General features: G+C 65.9%; 15 protein-coding genes. 9 read left to right on the top strand and 6 right to left on the bottom strand.

The features are described from left to right. The first annotated feature begins 72 nt into the window (after positions 1-72). From G572_RS0116905 to G572_RS0116890, 4 genes are all read left to right on the top strand, one after another. On the top strand, positions 73-1,140 hold the full coding sequence (locus tag G572_RS0116905) for a CobW family GTP-binding protein (protein ID WP_029059494.1): 1,068 nt from the start codon (positions 73-75) through the stop codon (positions 1,138-1,140). A gap of 5 nt (positions 1,141-1,145) precedes the next feature. After that, the gene (locus tag G572_RS0116900; RefSeq protein WP_029059493.1) at positions 1,146-2,120 is read left to right on the top strand and encodes a WD40 repeat domain-containing protein; all 975 of its coding nucleotides are present in this window, start codon (positions 1,146-1,148) and stop codon (positions 2,118-2,120) included. 32 nt (positions 2,121-2,152) lie between these two features. Next, positions 2,153-2,668: a DUF2937 family protein gene (locus G572_RS0116895; RefSeq protein ID WP_029059492.1), complete on the top strand. Its 516-nt coding sequence runs from the start codon at positions 2,153-2,155 to the stop codon at positions 2,666-2,668. 62 nt (positions 2,669-2,730) lie between these two features. Then, positions 2,731-3,639: a LysR family transcriptional regulator gene (locus tag G572_RS0116890; protein ID WP_029059491.1), complete on the top strand. Its 909-nt coding sequence runs from the start codon at positions 2,731-2,733 to the stop codon at positions 3,637-3,639. A gap of 18 nt (positions 3,640-3,657) precedes the next feature. Here G572_RS0116890 and G572_RS0116885 read toward each other — a convergent pair whose 3' ends face one another. Then, positions 3,658-4,734, bottom strand: coding sequence for a Glu/Leu/Phe/Val family dehydrogenase (locus G572_RS0116885; RefSeq protein WP_037547004.1), 1,077 nt, complete (start codon positions 4,732-4,734; stop codon positions 3,658-3,660). Between the two features lie 319 nt (positions 4,735-5,053). On the opposite strand from G572_RS0116885, the gene G572_RS24395 reads away from it, so the two are divergent. Together G572_RS24395 and G572_RS0116875 are read left to right on the top strand one after the other, a co-directional pair. After that, complete coding sequence (locus G572_RS24395; protein ID WP_169391331.1) at positions 5,054-5,704, top strand: DUF1007 family protein; 651 nt, start codon at positions 5,054-5,056, stop codon at positions 5,702-5,704. 11 nt (positions 5,705-5,715) lie between these two features. Then, entirely contained in the window at positions 5,716-6,798 is a 1,083-nt protein-coding gene (locus tag G572_RS0116875; RefSeq protein WP_029059489.1) for a nickel/cobalt transporter, read from the top strand. Positions 6,799-6,801: 3 nt separating this feature from the next. Here the strand turns inward: G572_RS0116875 and G572_RS0116870 are convergent, their stop codons facing one another. The 5 genes from G572_RS0116870 to G572_RS0116850 form a co-directional block, all read right to left on the bottom strand. Continuing rightward, entirely contained in the window at positions 6,802-7,713 is a 912-nt protein-coding gene (locus G572_RS0116870) for a DMT family transporter (RefSeq protein ID WP_037547320.1), read from the bottom strand. 212 nt (positions 7,714-7,925) lie between these two features. After that, positions 7,926-8,270 (bottom strand): nitrile hydratase accessory protein, encoded by a 345-nt coding sequence (locus G572_RS24390; protein ID WP_051242651.1) that lies wholly within the window; start codon positions 8,268-8,270, stop codon positions 7,926-7,928. Positions 8,271-8,322: 52 nt separating this feature from the next. After that, the gene (nthB, locus tag G572_RS0116860; RefSeq protein WP_029059487.1) at positions 8,323-8,982 is read right to left on the bottom strand and encodes a nitrile hydratase subunit beta; all 660 of its coding nucleotides are present in this window, start codon (positions 8,980-8,982) and stop codon (positions 8,323-8,325) included. After that, a complete protein-coding gene (gene nthA / locus G572_RS0116855) occupies positions 8,979-9,626 on the bottom strand; it encodes a nitrile hydratase subunit alpha (protein WP_029059486.1) in 648 nt (215 codons plus the stop codon). Before nthA ends, nthB begins: the two co-directional genes overlap by 4 nt. A 34-nt stretch (positions 9,627-9,660) precedes the next feature. Beyond that, positions 9,661-10,431 carry a gamma-glutamyl-gamma-aminobutyrate hydrolase family protein gene (locus G572_RS0116850; RefSeq protein WP_029059485.1) on the bottom strand — a complete coding sequence of 257 codons (771 nt, stop codon included), beginning with the start codon at positions 10,429-10,431 and terminating at the stop codon, positions 9,661-9,663. Positions 10,432-10,652: 221 nt separating this feature from the next. Between G572_RS0116850 and G572_RS0116845 the strand changes: the two genes are divergently transcribed. The 3 genes from G572_RS0116845 (at position 10,653) to G572_RS0116835 (ending at position 15,660) form a co-directional block, all read left to right on the top strand. Further along, complete coding sequence (locus tag G572_RS0116845) at positions 10,653-11,753, top strand: TRAP transporter substrate-binding protein (protein WP_029059484.1); 1,101 nt, start codon at positions 10,653-10,655, stop codon at positions 11,751-11,753. 95 nt (positions 11,754-11,848) lie between these two features. Further along, positions 11,849-12,886: a TRAP transporter small permease subunit gene (locus G572_RS0116840; protein ID WP_037546999.1), complete on the top strand. Its 1,038-nt coding sequence runs from the start codon at positions 11,849-11,851 to the stop codon at positions 12,884-12,886. 110 nt (positions 12,887-12,996) lie between these two features. Beyond that, entirely contained in the window at positions 12,997-15,660 is a 2,664-nt protein-coding gene (locus G572_RS0116835) for a TRAP transporter large permease (protein WP_029059482.1), read from the top strand. The last annotated feature ends 140 nt before the right edge of the window (positions 15,661-15,800 follow it).

The following is a 15,800-nucleotide window of genomic DNA, read 5'->3' as shown; positions in this document are numbered from 1 at the left end:
ATATGCGGGGCGAGAGGCCGGGACACGCCAACAGCGGCCGATCCGTCCACCGCAAGACGACCAGGCAGGCACATGACCCTCACCCAGGACACAAAGACCCCCGTTACCGTGCTCACCGGATATCTCGGGGCCGGCAAGACGACGCTGCTCAATCGCATCCTCAGCGAAAATCATGGCGTGCGCTATGCGGTGATCGTCAACGAGTTCGGCGAAATCGGCATCGACAACGACCTGCTGGTGGAGTCGGACGAAGAAATCTTCGAGATGAACAATGGCTGCATCTGCTGCACCGTGCGCGGCGACCTGATCCGCACGGTGGAGAACCTGATGAAGCGTCAGGGCAGCTTCGATGCGATTGTCGTTGAGACCACCGGCGTTGCCGACCCGGCGCCCGTCGCCCAGACCTTCTTCATGGATGACGATGTACGCGACAAGGCCCGGCTCGATGCCGTGGTCGCCGTCGTCGATTGCCGGCATGTGCTGCAGCGCCTTGCCGACACGCGCGAGGCGGAAGACCAGATCGCCTTTGCCGACGTCGTGCTCTTGAACAAGACCGACCTTGTCACGGCGGAGGAACTGAAGGCGGTGGAGGCCCGGATCCAGGCGATCAACCCCTATGCCCGCCTGACCCGCAGCGAGCGCTGCAACGTGCCGCTGGACACGGTTCTCAACCGCGGCGCCTTCGACCTCAATCGCATCCTGACGCTCGATCCGCATTTTCTGGAGGAGCACGAGCACACCCATGAGTGCGGGCCGGACTGCGATCACGATCACGACCATCACGATCACGGACATGATCACCATCATGGGCACCACCACGGGCATGATCACGCGCATGAGGACCCGCATTCGGTCAAGAGCGTCTCGATGACCGCCGGAGAGCTGGACCCGGATGTGTTCTTCCAGTGGATCGGCAATGTCAGCCAGATCCAGGGTCCGGGCATCTTGCGGCTCAAGGGCATCATGGCGTTCAAGAACGATCCGCAGCGCTATGTGGTTCAGGGCGTTCACATGATCATGGAAGGCGATCACCAGCGTGACTGGAAGGATGGAGAGGCGCGCGAAAGCCGCCTCGTCGTCATCGGCCGCGAACTCGATTTCGACGCGCTGAAGACCGGCTTCAAGGCCTGCGAGGCGTGAGCGGGATGGTGTCTGTTGCTCCCTACGATGCCGGAAGCTTCGTCGTCGCGGCGTTCTTTCTCGATACCGACCCCGTCTTCGCGCTGGGCGACGGCTCGTTGTTGATGCTGACGGCGGATGGCGAGCGCCGGATCGAGGTCCATGGCGGGGGGCTGCTTGCCGCCTGCAAGACGCTGGACGGGTCGGCGATCCTGACCGGCGGCGGCGATGGGCGCGTCATGCAAACGGATGCGGAGGGCGAGGCGACGCCGATGGCGGAGCTTCCGCGCAAGTGGATCGATCTGCTTGCCGCCGGCCCGCAGGGGGCGATTGCCTTTGCGTCGGGCCGCACCGCCATGGTGCGCCTGCCCAATGGAGATCTGCGCGATGTCTCGCCGACACGCGCGGTCGGCGGGCTTGCCTTCGCGCCCAAGGGGTTGCGGCTTGCGGTGGCGCGCTACGACGGTGCGACATTGCATTGGGTCAACACCGAGGCGCCGCCCCAGGAGCTTGTCTGGAAGGGCGCGCATGCGACCGCTGCCTTCTCGCCGGACGGAAAGTATCTCGTCACGACGATGCAGGAGAACGCGCTTCACGGCTGGCGCCTGTCCGACGGGCAGGACATGCGCATGACCGGGTATCCGGGAAAGGTGAAATCGACGCACTGGTCGGCGAAGGGCCGCTATCTGGCAACCTCCGGCGCCAATGCCGCGATCCTTTGGCCGTTCTTCGGCAAGACCGGCCCGATGGGACAACAGCCCCTGCAACTGGGCGCAAGGGGCGATCAGCTCGTCAGCCATGTTGCCTGCCATCCGGCCGAGGAGGTGGTCGCCATCGGCTATCAGGACGGCATGGTGCTGGTCGCGCGCTTCGCCGACAGCCAGGAGGTGCTGCTGCGCCGTCCGGGCGGTTCGCCGGTCTCCGCGCTATGCTGGGACCACGGCGGCACCCGGCTCCTGTTCGGCACGGAAGCGGGCGAGGCCGGGGTGATTTCGCTCTAGGGTGTGGACTGCGAGAGGGAAGGGGTCCTGGCATGATCTTCCGCACCTTGGTGCTCGGCGTGGCCGTCGTCAGCGGCGCGACGACCTCGCAGCTCCCCGAGTTCGCGCAGCAGTACCGCCAGCGCATGGGCGGGGCAATCGACGCGCTGTCGCAGGTCGTGTCCGATTTTCGCGAGGACGCCGCGCGCAACGGGTTGAGCGCGCAGGAGGCGATCGAGCGGCTTTCCAGCGCGCAAGACCCGCTGGTGGCGCTGCGCGGGCAGCGGATGGAACAGTCCATCGACAGGCTTGCCGTGCTCACCCGCCAGCGCGCGGCCCTGCAGCAGGCCGGACCGTTCGCGCGGCTCGGCATTCTGGCCTCGGACATCGACCCGCAGCTTGCCAGCGCGACCTATGACGATTTCGAGCCGGCCGTGCCCGTCACCATGGAGGGGGCGGTCGCCGCCGGCGGCGGGTTTCTGGCCGCCGTTCTCGGTCTGGGGATCGCGGGGCGGGTGTCGGGTCGGCTGACAAGGCGTATGCGCCGGCGCGGGTCGGCGAAAGCCTGACGGCGAAACGTAGGGCCGGGACCGCATCCTGACGTGCGGATCCATGAGCGCAGGGGATCGAGATGGACACGTTGAGCCGGATGCGGTGCTTTTTGAAGGTCGTGGACGAAGGCGGGTTTTCCGCCGCCGCGCGTGCGCTCGGGCGCTCCAAGGCGCTGGTCTCCAAATATGTCGGCGAGCTTGAGGACGAACTGGGTGCCAGGCTCCTCAACCGCACCACCCGGCAGATTTCCATGACCGAGGTCGGTCATGCCTTCTACAAGGAGGCGACCGAGATCCTGACCCGGATCGACGACCTCAAGGCGTCGGTGCAAAATACCCATCAGGCCGCGCGCGGCACGCTCAGGGTTTCCGCGCCACGCTCCATGGGCGACGATTTCATCAATCCGGCGATCATGGCCTTTCTGGTGGCCGAGCCGGACATCTGCGTCGACCTCAGGCTGGAGGACCGTTTCGTCGATCTGGTCGAGGAAGGCTTCGACGCCGCGATCCGGGTAACGGAACTCACCGATTCAAGCCTGATCGCGCGGAAGCTGGCGCCATTTCGCGCCACCGTGTGTGCTTCGCCGGCCGCCATCGAGCGCTTCGGAACGCCCCGCCATCCGCAGGATCTGGCGGGCCTGCCCTGCATCATCGACAACAACTACCGGTTCCGCAACAACTGGCAGTTCGAGGTCGACGGATCAAAGCTCGGCGTGGCGGTGAAGGGGCGTGTCGAGGTCAACAGCGCGCAGGCGGCGCGGGTGGCCGCGTGCGAGGGCCTCGGTTTCCTGCGCACGCCGCATCTCTTTGTCCACCGCGACATCGTGGAGGGGCGGCTGGTCGAGGTGCTGGCGGATTTTCAGCCCGACGGGCAGGCGATTCACGTGGTCTATCCCCACCGCCGGCACCTGTCGGGGAAGGTGCGCGCCTTCGTCGACTTCCTGTCGAACTGGTTTGCCGAAAAGCGCCGGCGCGGGGAAATCTGCTGAACCGTCCTCGGACCGTTCTCAGGCGCCGGCGAGACGTTCTTCCGCGATCTGGTCTGCGACGGTCTGGGTGGACCGGCCGAGCGTGTCCGCGCGCTGGAAGATATGCGTCAGCGTCTGTGCGATCTTGAGCACCTTGTCGCGCACGGCCCGGTCGTCGCCGCCCGGACGGGCGAGCGCAATGGAAATCGCGCCGCCGGCGTTGATCGCATAGTCGGGTGCGTAGAGGATATCGCGCTCGCGCAAGGCGTCGCCGTGGCGCGGTTCCGCAAGCTGGTTGTTGGCCGCGCCCGCCACGATATGCGCGCCGAGCTCCGGGATGCTACCATCGTTCAGCACCGCGCCGAGCGCGCAGGGGGCGAAGACGTCGGCTTCCTGCGCGTGCGCGGCGTCGGCGGGAACGGCGGTCGCGCCGAAGGCCTTGACCGCCCGCTCGGCGGAGGGCGCGTGAATGTCGGCGACGATGAGCCGCGCGCCGGCCTGGTGCAGCAGTTCGGCGACGGAATATCCGACATGGCCGAGACCCTGGACGCAAACGGTGCGGCCCGAAAGGTCGTCGCTGCCGAACCTGTGGCGCAGGGCCGCCTTGATGCCGACGAAGATGCCAAGCGCGGTATAGGGCGAGGGATCGCCGAGGCCGGTGGCGCTTGTGCCGCGCACATGCGCGGTTTCCTCTGCCACGATCTCCATGTCGTCCGCCGAGATCCCGACGTCCTCGGCGGTGAGATAGGTGCCCGAGAGGCGCTCCACCTGCCGACCGAAGGCGCGCAGCAGCTCCGGTGTCTTTTCGTTGCGCGGGTCGGCGATGATCACCGACTTGCCGCCGCCGAGGTCGAGACCGGCGAGCGCGTTCTTGTAGGTCATGCCGCGCGACAGGCGCAGCGCGTCGGTGAGCGCCTCGCCGCTTGTGGCATAGGACCACATCCGACAGCCGCCGAGGGCCGGACCCAGGCGCGTGTCGTGAACCGCGATGATGGTCTTCAGGCCGGTTGCTGTATCATGGCCTTGCACGACCTGCTCGTGGTTTGCGAATTCCGGATGGTCGAAGACGGCGGGCGTGTCCGCCGTGGCATCGCGGCGTGTCATCGGGGCGTTCATGAGTGTCTCCACGGTACAGCCCGGTGGTCGAAGCGATTCGGGCGCAAGGTGCGGGCGGACTTCCCCGCTCGTGCGGGAAAAGACGGGCCGCGCTGTCATTATGAAAAATATGAGTGAATTTGAGTGCAATATCGCTCTTTTTTCGCGCAATAATTGGCTTGATTGTTCAAAAATTCGCAGAAATTGATCGAAGCGGGGATAATTCTTCCCTGATTTTTGTTGCGGTGCAGCGTCATCCGGAGAACGCCTTGCTGTTGCCGCGAAGCGCGCCAATATGAGCGGCGCGGGTCAATCCGGCTGGCTGGAAGGAGACAGGACGATGGGGATACGTGCGGCGATTGTGGCGTTGGCCATGGGGCTGGTCGCAACAGCGGCGCAGGCGCATCCGCATGTCTTCGTCGAGGCACGCGCCGAGGTGGTGTTCGATGCCGACGGTCGGGTCAAGGCCGTGCGGCATGTCTGGCGGTTCGACGAGGCGTTCACCGCCTTCGCCATTCAGGGACTGGATGCCGACGGCGACGGTGCGCTCACCCGCGAGGAGCTTCAGCCGCTGGCGCAGATCAACGTCGAATCGCTTGCCGAGTTCGACTTCTTCACCTTCCTCTATCAGGGCGGGGCCGAAGTTGCCTTCGCCGAACCGCAGGAATACTGGCTCGATTTCTACGGCGGCCGACTCACGCTGTTCTACACGCTGCCGCTGAAGGAGGCGGTGATCACGGATGCGTCGTCGCTGACGCTCGATGTGTTCGATCCGAGCTATTTCGTCGCCTTCGAAATGGCCAGGGAGCATCCCTTCGCGCTGGTCGATGCGCCGGACAGCTGCACGCTGAGCTTCACGCCGCCGCCGGAGCTCGATGCGCAGACGGCGACGACCCTTGCCCAGATCCCGGCAACCGAGCGCCAGCTTTCGTCGGACCTTCTGGAAGTCACGGAAACCCTGTCGAATTCCGCGACCATCGGGTGTTCTTAGGAGACTGAAACGTGGTTGAAACCGTCTCCCGCCGCTGCGCAGTCGCAGGGCCCGTCGCCATTTTCGCCGCCCTTGTAATCCTGGCCGTCCTGTCGACGGGCGCCCTTGCCGCGCCCTCGCCCTTCGGTGTCGGCCTGCCGGAACAGACCATGACGCCGGGCGGTCCGCTGTCTGGGGTCTTCGCCTGGGTCGCGGCGCAGCAGACGGCCTTCTATTCCGCGCTCACGGCCGCGATCAAGGAGATCAAGGCGGATGGCACGGCCGTCTGGTGGCTGATGGGCCTGTCCTTCGGCTATGGCGTGTTCCATGCCGCCGGTCCCGGTCACGGGAAGGCGGTGATCTCCTCCTATGTGCTGGCCAATGGCGAGACGCTGAAGCGCGGCATCGTGCTCTCCTTCGCGTCCGCGCTGGCGCAGGCGGTGACGGCGGTCGTGCTGATCGGCGTCGCCACCATGATCCTGCGCATGACCTCCATCGCCATCACCGAGACGACACGCTGGTTCGAGCTTGGATCCTATCTCGCGGTGATGCTGCTCGGTGTCTATCTGGTCTGGCAGAAGATCCTGCGTCCGCTTCTGCCGGTCCGCCGGCCGGCCGCGCTTGGCGCCCAGGCCGTGGCGGCGGGCGGTTGCGGTCATGCTCACGATGGCCATACCCACGCTCACGCTCACGACCATGATCATGGCCACGCGCATGACACGCACCACACAGAGGCGTGTTCAAGCTGCGGCCATGTGCATGCCCCGCCGCCGGAGATGCTGAACGAGCCTGTATCGCTGGCGCGGGCCTGGTCGGTGATCCTCGCCGTTGGCCTCAGGCCCTGCACGGGTGCGCTCGTCGTGCTGGTCTTCGCGATCTCGCAGGGGCTGGCCCTGGCCGGCGTTGCAGCCACTTTCGCCATGGCGATCGGCACGGGCCTGACGGTCTCCGTGCTGGCGACACTGGCGGTCACGGCAAAGGATGTGGCGTTGAAGCTCACCGGCGCGGGCGGCGCGGTCGCGGTTCACAGGATCGCCGAAGGCGCGGGCGCGCTGCTCGTCTTCCTGCTCGGGGCGACGCTCTTCGTTGCGGCGGCCGGCTGGGGCGGGGCCTGAACCTCAGGCTTCCCGGGTCGCGCGCCGCGCGGCAAGCTGCTCGCGGTGGATGACATAGAGCCCCGCAGCGACCGTCAGCGCGATGCCGGCCGAGGCCATGGCGTCCGGGAGATCGCGGAAGATCATCCAGCCGATCAGCGTCGCGAAGGGAATTTCCAGATATTGCATCGGCGCCAGCGTCGCCGAGGGCGCCAGCCGCAGCGACCATGTCATCAACAGATGCGCCACCGTGCCGAGCACGCCGATGGCCGCCAAAAGCGCGGTGTCGCGCGGCGACGGCATCTCGAGCGGAAAGGCGGCGCCGCTGGTTTCCGGCGCGAGCAGCATCATCGCGCCGATCAGGACGGTCGCGATCACGCCGCTGACACCTTGAAGCGCGATCGGGTCGGCTGCCTTGGCGACCTGGCGCGTGACCAGCATGAACAGCGCGAAGGCGACGGCCACGATAAGCGGCAGAAGCGCCGGGGCGCCGACCTCCGCGTAATTCGGGCGTATCACCAGCAACGTGCCGATGAAGCCGACCAGGCAGGCGCCGAGCCGGTAGGGCCCGACCTGTTCGCCGAGCACGAATTTTCCAAGCAGCAGCATGAGGAACGGCATCACGAAGGCAATGGCGATGGCATCGGCCAGCGGCAGATAGCGCAGCGAGGCGAACATCGCGCCGATGCCGACGATGTGCAGCAGGGTGCGCAGGAGCGTCAGCCGCAGCACCCTCGGGGGCAGGCGCAGGTCGATGCGGCTGGCCACCGCGAGAGGCACCAGGATCATGGCCTGCATGGCGAAGCGCACGAACAGCAGCTGCGCCAGCGGGATGGTGTCGCCCAGGATCTTGGCAATGGAATCGCCAAGCGGCGCAAGCACGCAAAAGCCCGTCATCAGGAGCATTCCAAGCATCGGGCGGTCGTCGACAGGCATGCGCGTCATCCAGGTGGTCTCAAGCGGTCACGGGAGAAAAACCGGAAGTTGCGTTGGGTTGTAGTTCCTCGCGCTTCGGTTTTCCAGACGGTCTTATGACGCGGGCACCGTGCCGCGACCACCAACCAGGGCGGGCATGGACGCAATGCCGCCCGTGGCCAGGGCAGGTCCGGGGAAAGTGCCGTCCCTTGCGCGGGCGAGAAGGCGTGACGTCAGGCCGGGGAAACCGGCTTCCCGTCGCGGCCGAGCTCGATCGGCTCGCCATGCGGGGTTGCGGCCGCCGCGCGCTCCCAGGCGTCGCGGCGGGCCGCCAGGCGTGCGTGTGTCGTGACGTTGCGCTCGGTGACCAGCCGTTCCAGTGCCGCCAGCCAGTGGCGGTAGTAGCTGTCGCCGCAGTCCGGATCGCCAGCGGCTTGCGCCGCGCGAATGGTGGCCGATAACGTCTCGGCCCATTCGCTCCAGGTGAAAAGCCCCTGCGCGTGCAGCGACACCGCGAGCGCGAAGGCCCGCGCTTCCCAGGGCGCGCGGAACACCGGCTCGTCCTGCGCGCGCGGCAGGTCGGCGAAGAGGTCTTGCGGCGGATGGGGCGGTGCGTCGGCGGGCGGGGTCTCAGGCAGGGTCAAGATAGGGCTCCCACAGGTCGATGCGCAGGCTGACGTCCGCCGCGGCCTCCTCGCCCCAGATCTCGCGGCCCTCGAAGGCAACGCCGTAAAGCCAGTCGGGGTTCTCGCCGGTCCCGGCCGCATTGGTATCGGGAAAGACATGCACGCCATGGACCGCCTCGATCGTGCCGACATGGCCCCGGCAATAGCGCGGAATGCGGGTGTGACCGGTGGGGTTCATGGTTTTCGCGCGCACCCGGTCGCCCACGTTGAAGCGCGCGGGCGCGACCGCTTCGCGTTCGCTCGGTCCGCCGCGCGCAAGCGTGTCCGCGACCGCGTCGGCTGCGAGAACGCGCTTGACCGGGCGGCTGTCGACAAGGCTTTTTCCGGCCGCGATCTCATCGGGCGAGACCAGGTCGCGCTCCGCCAGCAGGCGTTCCAGTCCGGCGAGCCAGATCTGATAGTAACTGGAGGTCAGATAAACCGGCGGCGGCAGGCTTTCACGGGCAAAGCGGGCCATGTCGATGGTCCATTCGCCGGTGGCGCCCATGGCCAGCGTCAGCGCGAAGGCGCGCGGTTCCCAGGCCGCGTGAAACAGCGGCTTCACCGGTTCGGGCACGACGGGACCGAAGCCCATCATGCCACCGAGATCCTGGGCGCCGTTCATGACGCGGCTCTTTCCTCGGCCGCCGGCGACAGGGCAAGGCCGGTGCCGATCATGCTGTCGCGGGTGACGAGGCGGGCGAGCGCCGCCTCGCTCCAGCCCTCGGTGCCGGCGGGACGCATGGGGACGACAAGATAGCGGATTTCAGCCGTGGAATCCCAGACCCGGATGCGGGTCTCGTCCGGCAGTGTGACGCCGAAATCGGCAAGCACGCCGCGCGGATCGCGCACGGCCTTGGCGCGATAGGGCGCGGACTTGTACCAGACCGGCGGCAATCCCAGAACCGGCCACGGATAGCAGGAGCACAGGGTGCAGACCACCATGTTGTGCTGTTCGGGCGTGTTTTCGACCGCGACCATATGCTCGCCCTGACGGCCGATGTAACCGAGCGAATGGATGGCGGCGGTCGCATCCTCGCGCAGCCAGTCGCGATACGCCGGATCGCTCCAGGCCCGGGCGACGACCCTGGCTCCGTTGTGCGGGCCGACCTTCGTTTCATAGGTTTCGATCAGAACATCGAGGGCGGCCGGGTCGACATAGCCCTTTTCCACGAGCACGGATTCCAGGGCGCGTACCCGCGCATCGGTCTCGTCGAGATGGGAGCCGTGATCGTGATCGCCATGATCGTGTGTGTGTTCGTGAGCCATCGGGCGAAATCCTGTCTCGTTCGGCAGCGAAAACCTATTCGGCGGCGTCTGCCGCGTTGCATCGTTCCATGCGGGCGCGCAGCGCTTCGCCGAAGGCGGCGAACAGGCGCGCGGACGCGGCATCGCTGCCGACCCAGTATTCGGGATGCCACTGGGTGGCGAAGGCAAAGCCCGGCACGGCATCGAAGGACACGGCCTCCACGGTGCCGTCTTCCGCCGTCGCCTCGACGCTCAGGCCGGGCGCGAGCCGGCCGACGGCCTGGCGGTGCAGCGAGTTGACCTCGATGCGGGCATCGCCGAGCACTTTGGCCAGCCGGCCGCCGGGGGCGATCTCGACATGATGGGCGAGCGCGAAGCGGGCGTCCTGGTCGTCGGCCTCGGGGGCGCGGTGGTCACGCCGGCCCTCCAGCTCCTGCACTTCGCCGACGAGCGTCCCGCCAAGCGCGACATTGATCTCCTGCAAGCCGCGGCAGATCCCGAAGATCGGAATTCGGCGTTCCACGGCGCAGCGGATCAGCGGCAGCGTCGTCGCGTCGCGGCGGGTGTCGTAGGGGCCGTTCGCATCGCTTGTCTCGGCGCCGTAGAGTGAGGGGTGGACATTCGACCGCGATCCGGTGAGCAGAACGCCGTCCACACGGTCCAGAATGCTCTCGAAATCGAGCGCCGGCCCGAGCGAGGGAAGCAGCACCGGCATGGCGTCGGACCCGTGCGCGAGGGCGTCGGAATAGGCGGAAATGGCAGCATTCCACTCGAAACCGTCGAGCGATTTCATGTCGGTGCTGACAAGGACGACAGGCTTTCTCATTGAGGCTCCAAAGGGATTGCGGGACCGGTAGACGGGGGCTGGATGGAACATGCGAGTGGTAAAAAAAATTCCCCACTTGCAAATGGATGCACTTGTCTCGGGCATCGACATGGGCTTTATATCATAGACACGGTGCCGATAACCAAAGAAGGCACTTTCAAGGTCGCGCAGCGGAATGCGTTGCCGACAGGGTTTTGTTCTTTCTCTGTGGGAGGAGAAGTATGGATCGCCGTTCATTCCTTAAAAACGCCGGACTCGGCGCCGGTGCCGCTGCTGCGGCCACCACGCTTGCCGCCCCGGCCATTGCGCAGTCCACCACCGACATGGTCATCGTGTCGACATGGCCGCGGGACTTTCCGGGTCTGGGCACCAGTGCGCAGCGGCTCGCCGCACGTATCGGGAATCTGACCGAAGGCCGGATCAACGTCCAGTACTTTGCTGCGGGCGAACGCGTCGGTGCGTTCGATTCCTTCGACGAAGTCGCATCCGGCAACGCGCAGGCCTATATCGGCGCCGACTACTACTGGAAGGGCAAGCACCCGGCCTGGGCCTATTTCACCTCCGTGCCGTTCGGCCTGACCTATGCGGAGATCGACGCCTGGATCAAATACGGCGGCGGGCAGGAGCTCTGGGACGAGCTCGCTGGCGATTTCGGCCTCAAGAACTTCGCTGCTGGCAACACCGGCGTGCAGATGGGTGGCTGGTTCAACAAGGAAATCGAAACCGCGGACGACCTCAAGGGTCTGAAGATGCGCATCCCGGGCCTCGGCGGCGACGTCATGGCGAAGCTGGGTGCCTCTCCGGTGTCCCTGCCGGGCGGCCAGATCTACGAGAACCTCGTGTCCGGCGCCGTCGATGCCACCGAGTGGGTCGGCCCGTGGAACGACTACTTCATGAAGTTCTACGAAGCCGCGAAGTACTACTACCATCCGGGCATGCACGAGCCGGGCTCCCAGCTCGCGCTTGGCATGAACAAGGCATGGTTCGACGGGCTGTCGGCGACCGACCAGGCGATCATCGAGGCCGCCTGCATGGAAGAAAACGCGCTCCAGATGGCCGAGAGCAACGCCAACAACGGTGTCTATCTCGACCGGCTGATCAACGAGCACGGCGTCGAGCTGAAGCGCTTCAACGACGAAGTCTACGACGCCTTCGGCGAAGCGGCCGAGGAAGTGTTCGAGGAAACCCGCGAGCACAGCGATCTCGCGGCGCGGACGCATGACAGCTTCCTGAAGGCGCGCTCGGAAATCGGCCGCTGGATGCTGCTTGCCGACACGGGCTACACGGTTCAGCGCAACCGCGTGCTGGGCATCTCGATCTGATCGATCGACGTGCCGGTGTGACTTGCGGGACGGGGCCGAGCGCTCCGTCCCGTTTCCGCACCCCCATGTTCCTCATTGCAAGAGGCTAATCCGACATGTCGTCCTTCGCAGGGACTTCGGACATCGCCGACGGGTCTTCCCGCCCGGCGCGAGGGTCCGATCGGAGCGCGCTGATCGTTCGCTGGTTCGGATGGACCATGCTGGCCATGATGACGGCGTTCATTCTCAACAACTACCTGACATATTGGCACGACCTGCCCGGCGTCGCGCCGATCTTCGGAGGTGTGGCGAACGGCGCCGGCGGGCTGGCCCTGTCGTGGGCGCAACTGCTGCTCTACGCGGCGGCCATCGCGGTGGCGAGCGGATATGTGCTGCGCTTCCCGGGGGTGGCGCTGCGCAGCGACAGCCGCAAGATGGTCGCGATCAACAGTTTCTTCATCCGGGCCGCCTTTTTCGCCGTTCTCATCGTGGGATGCGTCGATGCCGCGATCTCCTTTCTGCGGGTCGAGGGCATGCTCGACGGCCTCGTCGGCGAAGCGCTCGCCAGCGACCTCGGGCGGTCGCAGTTCCGCGGTCCCTATCTGCACATGCCCCTGATTGCGCTGTCGGTGGTCATCGCGGCCTTCACCCGAACGCTCGGCTTCACGTGGCTTGCCCTTCTGGTGGTGGCCGCCGAACTGCTGATCGTGATCGGGCGGTTCATCTTTTCCTACGAACAGGCGTTCATGGCCGATCTCGTGCGCTTCTGGTACGCGGCGCTGTTCCTCTTCGCCAGCGCCTACACGATGTGGGACGAGGGTCACGTGCGCGTCGATGTCTTCTACGCCGCCTTCAAGTCGCGCACCAAGGGCTTCGTGAACGCCTTCGGCTCGATCTTTCTCGGCATGAGCCTGTGCTGGACGATCCTGATCATCGGGATGGGCGGCAAGCAGAACATCATCAACGCGCCGATCCTGTCCTACGAGACGACGCAGGCCGGCTTCGGCCTTTACGTCAAATACCTGATGGCTGGGTTCCTGGGCGTTTTCGCCGTGTCGATGCTCATCATCTTCACCGCCTATCTGCTGGAAGCGGCCGCCGACATTCGCGAGGATCCGGGCGAACGCGAAAAGTCCGGCGCGGCCGCGCATTGAACTCTGCACTCGAGGGACGGCCAACAGGCCGTTCCTGAAACCTTCTAGCCGGTGCGGGCGGTGTCGCATGCGACATCTTTCCGTTGCCTCATGCCGACGGGTCTCGGACGATGGAACTCTTTTTTCTCGCTCTGCTGGTTGTCCTGATGGCCAGCGCACTCGGATCCGGGTTTCCGGTTGCCTTTGCGCTGCCCGGGTCTGCGATCCTGACGATCGGCATCGCCGCGTTGAGCGGCTATCTCTTCGCCGGCGAAACGGACGCCTTCTTCTCGCACGGCGGGCCGTCGCAATGGCTCAGCGCCGGCGTGACGAACTTTCGCGGCGTCTACTGGGAGGCGGAACGCGACACGCTGATCGCAATTCCGTTGTTCGTTTTCATGGGGATCATGCTGCAGCGCTCGAAGATCGCCGAGGATCTTCTGGTTACCATGGCGCAGCTCTTCGGCCCGATCCCGGGCGGCCTCGGCATTTCCGTCGTCTTCGTGGGCGCGCTCCTGGCCGCGACCACCGGGATCGTCGGGGCGACGGTCGTGGCGATGGGCCTGATTTCGCTCCCCGCCATGCTGCGCAACAATTATTCGCCCTCGCTTGCCACCGGCACGATCGCCGCCTCCGGTACGCTGGGGCAGATCATCCCGCCGTCCATCGTTCTCATCATCCTGGCCGACCAGCTGGCCAGCGCCGTCGATCAGGCCGGAACGATCCGCCAGTCGCTCTTCAAGGAAAGCACCGGCGAATTGTCGATGCCGTCCGATTTCGCCGTGACCTCGACCAGCGCCGGCGAAATGTTCCTCGGCGCCTTCCTGCCCGGGCTCGTGCTCGTCGGCCTCTACATGCTGTTCATCATGGGGTTCGCCATCCTGAACCCGAAATCGGCACCGGCCGTCCACTACGGCGGCAAGTTCGACCGGGCCTTCTTCGGCAAGGTCGTGCTGACCCTGTTTCCGCCGCTTGCCCTGATCTTTCTGGTGCTCGGCTCTATCATCGCCGGCGTGGCGACCGTCAACCAGGCGGGCGCCATCGGCGCAATCGGCGCCATGATCATGGCCGGCTACCGCCTGAGCGACGGCGAGAAGGGCCAGTACACGCCCGCCATCCTGGCCGTTCTGGCGCTTCTGGCGATCGCCGTCGTCGTCAGCTTCCACGAGATCAACATCAAGCGGATCGACACCAGCGCGGATATGCTCGGCCTCATCGTGGCGCTGATCGCGGTGTCGCTGCTGCTCATCGCCATCTTCTGGAGCGGCTGGCGCACGCTGAAGATCCAGGACACGCTGAAGGGGGTGATGGTCGAGACCGCGAAGACCTCCTCGCTGGTGTTCATCATTCTCCTGGGGGCGGCGATGCTGACCTCGGCGTTTCGCGCCTTCGGCGGCGAGGAACTGGTCAAGGAGTTCCTGCAGGGGTTGCCCGGCGGCTTCTGGATGCAGTTCCTGATTGTCATGCTGGTGATTTTCGTCCTCGGCTTTTTCCTCGATTTCATCGAGATTGCCGTCGTGGTCGTGCCGATCGTCGCGCCGATCCTGCTGGCCGACCCGTCCGCCAATGTAACGGCCGTCTGGCTCGGCGTGATGATCGGGCTGAACATCCAGACGTCCTTCCTCACGCCGCCCTTCGGTTTCGCGCTGTTTTATCTGCGCGGGGTGGCGCCGGCGACGGTGAAGACGACGGCGATGTACAAGGGCGTGATCGCCTTCATTGCGCTGCAACTTCTGGCGCTGGGCATCGTCGGCTTCTATCCGGCGCTGGTGAACTACCTCCCGAACCGCTCCTCGCTCTTGTCGGAGACCGCGCCGCCGCCACTCAATCCGCGTTTGCAGTACTGCATGGAAAATTACGTTCAGGAGCGCTTCGCGGAGGACAGTGGCGACATTCGCGCCGCGATCCAGACGGCGCGGGCGCTCGATCTGTCCTATGTGCCGGAAGACCTGCGCGAGGACCTCGTGGAGAGCTTTGACAAGGCCGAGGAGAGCCTGACGCTGATGTCGCAGATCGTCGAGGCGGAAGCCGCCGTTGCGGTCGCGGCGGTCGATTATCGCCCGCTGCATGTGGCGGTGCGCGCCCTTGAACGTGACATTCGCCGCATCGACGAGCGGGTTTCCGATCTTGAGGTGATCGTGCGCCGCTCGGGCGAGGGGCAGATCTACTCTGCCGCGCGTGGCGAGCGGGCCGCGGCCGAGATCGAGGATCTCACGGCGGACCGCGAGGCGCTGGTGGCGCAGATCCCGCCCGTGTGGGAAAAGACGCACACCACCTTCGCCAAGATCCAGACACTGGAGAACCAGACGCGTCGCGACTATCGCCGCGCCGTCGACGACGCCTATGAGCCGCTTGGCGAACTCATGACGGTGATCGCCGACGTGGACCGGCTCGCGGCAACCGAGGACGATCTGCGCGGGCTTGCCGGGGAGCTTGAAACGATGGAGCCGGAAGCCTTCGTGGATCGTGTCACCGACGTGCGTGGCATCTACAGCGACATCGAAGGGGCTCGCGACGTGCGCTCCGCGGTGAACGATGCGCGCAAGGCGATGCGCTCACGCGAGCCCGACCGGGAAGAGGCGCGCGCCGCGCTTGGCGAAGCCTTGCAGCGCTTCGAGGCCGACGTCGCCTGGCGCCTTCGGGCGCGGGACGAGCTGCTGCCCGAACTCAGGGCCTACAACGACGCGATCAAGGACACCATCGGACTGCGCGGTCAGCCAAGACTGCCGCGCGAGCAGGCGCTTTATGTGGCTGCTTGCAACTCCGATCACCGCGACGTCTCGCTGAGCTTCTAGGTTCGGTCCGGCTCATTGACCGGGCGCATGGGAATGCGCCCGGCGCGACGCGCCGGGGAGACGTCTGTGGCAGGCCCCGGTTCCGCCTTGTAGGTGCCGTGCCTGCCGTTGCGGAATGCATGCGTGGCGATTTCGACCCG

It is taken from the genome of Stappia stellulata DSM 5886, assembly GCF_000423705.1.
In the GTDB taxonomy this organism is placed as follows: domain Bacteria; phylum Pseudomonadota; class Alphaproteobacteria; order Rhizobiales; family Stappiaceae; genus Stappia; species Stappia stellulata.
This window is presented reverse-complemented; position numbering and strand designations above follow the sequence as displayed.